This is a genomic window from Butyricimonas synergistica DSM 23225, assembly GCF_000379665.1.
GTDB classification, from domain to species: Bacteria; Bacteroidota; Bacteroidia; order Bacteroidales; family Marinifilaceae; genus Butyricimonas; species Butyricimonas synergistica.
Map to the genome: position 1 here is coordinate 72,100 of NZ_KB903361.1, position 6,984 is coordinate 79,083.

Sequence of the window (6,984 nt, forward strand, 5' to 3'; positions counted from 1 at the left end):
AGGGCTAAAGGGTGACAGCCGACACCATATTTTTCTTAAAAAAATTAATCTTACCTTAGAAATATCGATCAGGCATCATCGCTTACCTTTCGACTTCTCATGCATTTTTTCTGCCAACTTCACGGCATTCAAGGCATTCAGCACCCCACCCGAGCCACACAACTCTTCGAAATTCACGAACGGGAAACTCACCGGTATTTTTATTGCCCCCCGTGGCAAAGTTACACGCCGCCCTTTCCAAGACTCCGCTCCCTCCAAAATAGCCTGCTTAACCTGTTCCATTGTCAATTCCGGGAAATAATTCCAAATCAAAGCCGCCACCCCGGTAACGATAGGCGCAGCCATACTGGTCCCCGATGCTAGTTTGTGTTTATTATTCAATACAGTAGAATAAATATGCTCCCCGGGAGCAAAAATATCCACGTTAATTTTTCCATAATTGCTGAAACGCGAAACATCTCCGTCAGGTCCCAACGAACCGACACAAATGAAATTCCTCACCTCTCTCTTCTTTCCGATAAATTTATTCGGGTAACAAGGATACTTATCTATCGGGCAACCGTTATTCCCGGCTGAATTCACGAGCAGCACCCCTTTTTTCTCGGCATAGCGCATAGCCTTGTTCACCAATTTCTTGTTCGGGGATAAGAATTTGTTAAAACTCATGTTTATCACACGAGCCCCGTTGTCCACGGCGTAACATATAGCCGATGCCACATCCTCGTCCAACTCGTCGCCTTTTGCACCCAGAATACGTACGAACATCAATTCCACATCTGCGATTCCGTGCGCTCCCGATTCATCTGTCGGCACAGCTCCCACGATACCTCCGACATGTGTCCCATGTATCGAACTGCCATAACACAATGTATTGTTTCCGTAACTACGTGTCTTCAAATTATTCACATCATCGCCCAAAGAATCACGCCTTTTTTTCCAGTCTAGCATCCTTTGGACCCTCATATTATATGTCTTCTCCGAGCTCGAAATTTTATACAACACGGAAAAATTGCACACCACATTCACGAAATAATGATACTCTTCCTTTTCCTTTTTTGAAAGTTTCGTCGTATCGACATTCGTAAACTTATCCCGCAAACGCAAAAATTCCCAATCCATCACATCAGTTGCATCCATGTTACGCCCATTGGGCAATCCCAAGAAGTTCCAACCGTGAATATCATCCACGAACCCGTTATTGTCATCATCAATGCCGTTACCGGGTATTTCTTTCCGGTTCACCCAAAGGCTATTCTTCAAATCCTTGTGCGTAACATCCCCATCGGCATCAATAATCGCCACAATCGTTTTTGCCTTGGGTGTCCGACCCTTCAAGTAGTCGTGAGCCCTATATACATCCGCCCCGGAAACCGTATCAACCTCCATGCACCCCAAATGCCAGTCGCGCGGAAAATTCCGGGGTTGCAAAACCTTCCCGGGCTTCCCGTTCTCTTGGGCCACAAGACCCGAAGATACTAAAAACATAAACAACACCCCAAAAACTATCCTTTTCATCTTCTTTTCTTTTAACTATTATACATTATATTATGGAATAGCACCAGTCGTTTCCCTTTTACCCACAGAAAAACGACAAACGACCATCCATATAAAAATCTATAAAAAGTAGCTAAAGGGTGACAAGCAAGAATTTATTTTTTTATCAAAAAAATAAAAAGGAATGGTATATCATTATCTTTCATTTCCTTACGAAGGAATTTTAAAGCTCGTGCCAATTGGGTTTTCACCGTGTTCTTGGAGATAGCCAAGCGATCCGCCACCTTTTGGTAAGACATACCATCGACAAAAACCATCATAAATACTTGGCGGCGCTCCTCGGGCAACAAATCAATCATTTGATAAACGACCTTAATAATATCCACTTGCCCTTCTAACTGTATCATATCTTTTTCATCACCCATTTCATGGGAAAAAGATTGAAAACAATCCTCTTTTCGTCGCGCTTCCTTCAGATAGGTCAGCGCGGAAAATTTAACAGCCTGAAATATATACTTATCCAAACCGAATTTCAATGTCTTATAAGGTTTGGATATCCAGAATTTCACAAAATAATCTTGCACGATATCTTTTGCGACCTCCTTATCATTCACTACCTGATTTGCGAAAAGCACTAACGTCTTGTAATACGTATCGTACAACAACCGAAACGCATCCTCCTCAGTTTCAGTAAACATATGAAGTATTTTTTCCGCTATCATCATCTTCGCAAAACATTTAAATCAGACTCTGAAACTATTTAAAGTAACAATAAATAGCAGTTCAAAAGTACGAAAAATATATTAAGAAAGAAAAATATAAAAACAAACAACGTCTTTCAAACAAGAATATGCACCTTCTTGTTTTCCATAACAATTTCATTATCATGCAAAAAAGGGAGGACCACATTCCCCCAAAAAGCTAGAACCCTCCCTCCCTTCATTCGAATCCTTCAAAAGAGAAAGAGAGTCGAACACTTGTTCCAACTCTCTTTTATCTCATTTTCAGCGGAAAGAGGGGGATTCGAACCCCCGGAACCCTTTAGAGGTTCACACGCTTTCCAGGCGTGCCAGTTCAGCCACTCCTGCATCTTTCCGGATGCGGGGACAAATATAGAAATTATTTTTTATCATCACGTATATTCTTATCTATTTTTAACTGGAAATCTACAACGATTTTTTTCTCGGGGCGTATCAATAATACAATTTCTCCGGAGGGAAAGTGAGATGAACCGGAGAAATGCAAGAGATTGCTAGCATTTAGGAGAGAGGGAATCCCCAGTATCACAGCTTGGGAAAAAGTGAATGTAGATTGTTGCTAGTCTCGGTGCGGTTACTTCGTGATGAAGGTAACCGCACTTTCTTTACATGGAAAATTTACCATAATAACTAAAAACTTGTCCGCTTTTTACGTATAATCTAAGATATTTGGTAATTTCGCGGTGAAAAATAAAAACGTTATGGACGATTTACAACACGTGGGATATAGCAAAGAGGTCATCGAATTCGTGGCTGTGGCAAAGGAATTTTGTGGATACTTGGAATCCGCTCACGAGGACGAAACCAATGATTTTCTTTCTAAAATGCAGAAATTTATCCCGTTAATTTACTTGAAGGGTAGTCTATTGCCAAGCTGCGAGAGTGACGAAATGGGAATGCTGGACGAGGTGGTGACGGAAGAAGATTACAACACGTTGCTCGCATCCCTGCACGGCATTCTCAGGGAACATGACGAGTACCTGGAGGTTTTTGATGACAACATGCAATACAGCGAAACCCCGATCGTGAATTCGATCTCGGAAAAACTCTGCGACATATATCAGGATTTAAAGAATTTCATTTCCTCGTACCGTAGCGGGATGATCGACGTGATGGGAGAAGCGCTGTGGCAATTAAACAATAGTTTTGAATTATACTGGGGCAAATCATGCACCAGCGTATTGAGGGCAATCCATCTGGCTATATACAAAGTGACCGACACGGACGACCTTCAATAAAATACGAAACATGGAATACCAGGCGAAGATTAGTGAAGAAGAGATAAAGGGGTTACCTATCTTTACGTTCGACGGGGAAATCGTCGTGATCGACCATGAGGATAAAATCGATGCGGCGGTGAAAGATTTGCTCTCGTATCCCTACATCGGTTTCGACACGGAAACCAAACCGGCATTCAAGAAAGGAGTAACCCACCAGGTCGGGTTGCTTCAATTGGCAACAGACAAGCGGGTGTATTTATTCCGTTTGAATAAATGTGGTTTCACGGAAGCCTTGCAAGAACTTTTAGCAAGCGAGCAGACCACGAAAATTGGCGTGGGCATACGGGACGACATCCGGGGATTGAGAAAACTGGCTAATTTCACGCCAACCAATTTCCTGGACTTACAGATTTTCGCGAAAGCCTTCGGGATCGAAGAAATGTCATTCTCGAAACTCATGTCTATCATATTTCATGTAAAAATCTCGAAGCGGCAACGCACATCAAACTGGGAAGCCCCGAAACTAACATCCGCACAAGTTCATTACGCGGCAACAGACGCCTGGGGCGCACTCAAAATGTATAAAGCATTGAAATCCGGCAAAAGCCAACTGCAACAAGTATCCTAATTCTGGACTTTATCGGACACGGGAATGGAAAAATAAAATGTAGTTCCTTTCCCTTCCTCCGAGTTAAACCATATCTTCCCGTGGTTCATCTTCACGAAGTCCTTACAGAGTTGTAATCCCAATCCGCTACCTTTTTCCTTTTGGGTACCGTAAGATATAAAGTGCAATCCATCCGCGAACAAATCCCGCTGGTGCTCCTTGCTTATCCCCTGCCCCTTATCCTGCACGGATACGACCAGGAAACCGTCTTTCTCCTCCCCGTTAATCGTGATCTCCCCCCCCTTGTAACTAAACTTTATCGCATTTGACAGCAAGTTACGTAACACCGTCTTCATCATGTTCAGATCGGCATGCACGGAAAACACCTTTTTCAGATGGTTATGCATCTTGATTCCTTTTGCTCCCGCAATATTCTCCTGCAACGCCACAACTTCCTTCGCTGCTTCCGAGAAAGAAAATGTCTGCAAGGAAGGCTCCAACACCCCATTCTGGCTATTACTCCACATCAACAAGTTTTCCAGAAGCAAATAGGCTTCGTCGGTGGTTTCCTGCAACATTTTAATCAAATGCTTGATATTAGAATCCGGAATCCGCTCTTTCTGGTGGTCTATCGCCTCGAGAATCATTTTCAACGTCCCGATCGGGGCACGCAAGTCATGGGCTATCACCGAATACAGTTTATCCTTGGAGCGCACCACGTCCTGAATCTTCTCGTTCTGGCAAGCGATAATCCGTTGTGATTCCAACAAAAGCAATTGATTGTTAATCCTCAATACTAGTTCTTTCTTACTCAACGGGCGGGAGACAAATTCCACGTCCTCGTAATCCGCCACTTTCCGGAAATCCTCGTGCCGGTTCGGCATGGTCATGTAAAGAATCGGGATATGTTTCGTCAGGACACTCTCCTTCAACTGGCGAACGACCTTGATCCCCTTACCTTCTTCCAATGCCAATCGAACGATAATCAAATCAGGCGATCTTAATTTCGCGAGCAGAAACACTTCTTCTGCTTCCAAGGTAGTAACCAACCTAAAATTCTCCCCCGCAAGCAGGCTTTTCATTTTCTCCATATTCGAAACGGAATCGTCCGCCAAAAGTATCGTATATTCGCTATGATCTATATGCATGCACCGCAAATTTATAACCAATTTTTGATAAAAGTTCCTCGTAGAACCGATTAAATATTTCAGTCTTTTCCCTCAAATCATCTTTCTCCTCCCCGCTTTCATTTCCCGTGTCGTTCTGCACTCGCTCACATATTGATTTCCACATGGGAAACATTGATTCGGAAAATACCTGCAAGTCCGTTTTCAACACGTTCAGCTCATTCTCCACTTCCCGGAATCTGGTCACGTTATGCCCGATCAGGTGTATCTCTATGTGCTCCCGGTCTAACTTCACGGGATAAGCATACCATTCGATGAAAATAACCTCGTCCGCGGGAGCCAGCGTGGAATGAAACGTCAATAACATATCCGGGTGCTTTGCCACGGCTTCCAGTTGTTTGGGGGGTATATCCATTTCCGTCATCAAATCCCCGATACGGCACCCGATAACATCATCCGGGCTATCCCCGAACAACGAGTAGAAAGTCTTGTTGGAAAAACTGATATGCAAATGCCTATTCAGCCTCAGAATATAATCTACCCGGTTCTCGATAAAATCTTGATAGAGGGCGTGATGTTTAACCAGCTTGCGCAGTATCAACTCTTTCTCCAGAGCGCCCGACATAACGGATGCCACCTGAATTAAAAAAGCAATATCTTCCTCCGACCACAACTCCTGCTCCCCGCAACGGCTCAAGGATAAAAAAGAAAAAAGATGGCTGGACACATATAAAGGCAAGAATATAGCGCAACGCACTTGCATGGCTCGCATGATATTTTTCAATCCCTCGTTTGTCACTTCCTCGATGTCCCGGATATAAATATAATTGTCCCGTTCCAAGTCCTGCTCGAGCTTCCTGTCATAATAAAAACTTCGTTTCTCGTCTGTCTCCGGGAACACGGAATCCCCGTTTCGCGTCCATTCCTCCGTGATCGTGAAAGTCATATCATGATTAATACTAACGATATACACCTGATCGGCTTTCTCGTGTTCGCCCAATTTCCTTAGGGCTTGTTTCACGTTTCTATTCAATCCCACGCTTGTAGACAACAATACGTTTAAATCTGAAAGAAACTCCGCTCCTGTTATGTTGTTTTGTGTTTGCATACGTTCGTTTGGATCGTTTAGTCCTTAATAAATGCTTTCAATTGTCAGTATTTATACACGAAATTTACATTTTAGGTTACATTAATCCCTATTTTTATACAACTTCCATAAAATATATCAGACAACAATTTCCTATTAACCAATATATTAAATTCTTCGTCATATTTTCCCGCACAAAAAAGGTTCAAAACATTTGGTAACTGAGAAGATTTTTGTACTTTTGTGCCCGGGTAAGTCCTATGCGACCAGCTCCTGTCGAACTCCCCCAGGGTCGGAAGGCAGCAAGGGTAGATGGTTGAGCGGTGCGACATAGTCAGCTTACCCATTTTAAAAATGCCTCTTTAGCTCAGCTGGCCAGAGCACGTGATTTGTAATCTCGGGGTCGTTGGTTCGAATCCGACAAGAGGCTCTAGAAAGTAAGTTCTTTCAAATTGCTGTTGTAGCTCAGGGGTAGAGCACTTCCTTGGTAAGGAAGAGGTCATGGGTTCAAATCCCATTAACAGCTCAGGAGAAGCAGTCTGTAAAAGGGCTGCTCTTTTGTTTTATATAGCTATTATTTAAATAGTTACAATAAGAATGTTTCTTAGTTACCAAACCTTCCCTTTCAATGCAATATTCTTATTTTTCAAGTGACAAAAGGGGATTTTAGATAAAAAATAGGGATTTTGCC

The 6,984-nt window shown here is 42.9% G+C and carries 6 protein-coding genes, 3 tRNA genes and 1 other RNA gene; 5 read left to right on the forward strand and 5 right to left on the reverse strand.

Annotated elements, in window-relative coordinates:
- Positions 1–75: 75 nt before the first annotated feature.
- The 3 genes from A3CY_RS20980 to A3CY_RS0112330 all read right to left on the reverse strand — a co-directional run bounded on the left by A3CY_RS20980 (position 76) and on the right by A3CY_RS0112330 (position 2,590).
- Positions 76–1,515: a S8 family serine peptidase gene (locus tag A3CY_RS20980; RefSeq protein ID WP_051082727.1), complete on the reverse strand. Its 1,440-nt coding sequence runs from the start codon at positions 1,513–1,515 to the stop codon at positions 76–78.
- Between the two features lie 134 nt (positions 1,516–1,649).
- Positions 1,650–2,219 (reverse strand): RNA polymerase sigma-70 factor, encoded by a 570-nt coding sequence (locus A3CY_RS0112320; RefSeq protein WP_026207615.1) that lies wholly within the window; start codon positions 2,217–2,219, stop codon positions 1,650–1,652.
- 283 nt (positions 2,220–2,502) lie between these two features.
- Positions 2,503–2,590 (reverse strand) — tRNA-Ser (locus tag A3CY_RS0112330).
- 363 nt (positions 2,591–2,953) lie between these two features.
- Here A3CY_RS0112330 and A3CY_RS20985 point away from each other — a divergent pair.
- On the forward strand, positions 2,954–3,490 hold the full coding sequence (locus tag A3CY_RS20985) for a DUF5063 domain-containing protein (RefSeq protein ID WP_018338234.1): 537 nt from the start codon (positions 2,954–2,956) through the stop codon (positions 3,488–3,490).
- A 10-nt stretch (positions 3,491–3,500) separates the two neighbouring features.
- Complete coding sequence (locus A3CY_RS0112340) at positions 3,501–4,100, forward strand: 3'-5' exonuclease (RefSeq protein ID WP_018338235.1); 600 nt, start codon at positions 3,501–3,503, stop codon at positions 4,098–4,100.
- Here the strand turns inward: A3CY_RS0112340 and A3CY_RS0112345 are convergent.
- Positions 4,097–5,227, reverse strand: coding sequence for a hybrid sensor histidine kinase/response regulator (locus A3CY_RS0112345; protein WP_018338236.1), 1,131 nt, complete (start codon positions 5,225–5,227; stop codon positions 4,097–4,099). The two genes, A3CY_RS0112340 and A3CY_RS0112345, sit on opposite strands and share 4 nt — an antisense overlap.
- Positions 5,211–6,314, reverse strand: coding sequence for a hypothetical protein (locus A3CY_RS0112350; protein ID WP_018338237.1), 1,104 nt, complete (start codon positions 6,312–6,314; stop codon positions 5,211–5,213). The genes A3CY_RS0112345 and A3CY_RS0112350 overlap by 17 nt, the downstream gene beginning before the upstream one ends.
- Positions 6,315–6,542: 228 nt before the next feature.
- Here A3CY_RS0112350 and ffs point away from each other — a divergent pair.
- The 3 genes from ffs (at position 6,543) to A3CY_RS0112360 (ending at position 6,819) form a co-directional block, all read left to right on the forward strand.
- An RNA gene (gene ffs, locus A3CY_RS22540) (signal recognition particle sRNA small type) lies at positions 6,543–6,641 on the forward strand.
- 8 nt (positions 6,642–6,649) lie between these two features.
- Positions 6,650–6,723, forward strand: a tRNA-Thr gene (locus A3CY_RS0112355).
- Positions 6,724–6,747: 24 nt separating this feature from the next.
- Positions 6,748–6,819: transfer RNA gene (locus tag A3CY_RS0112360), tRNA-Thr, on the forward strand.
- Positions 6,820–6,984 lie beyond the last annotated feature (165 nt).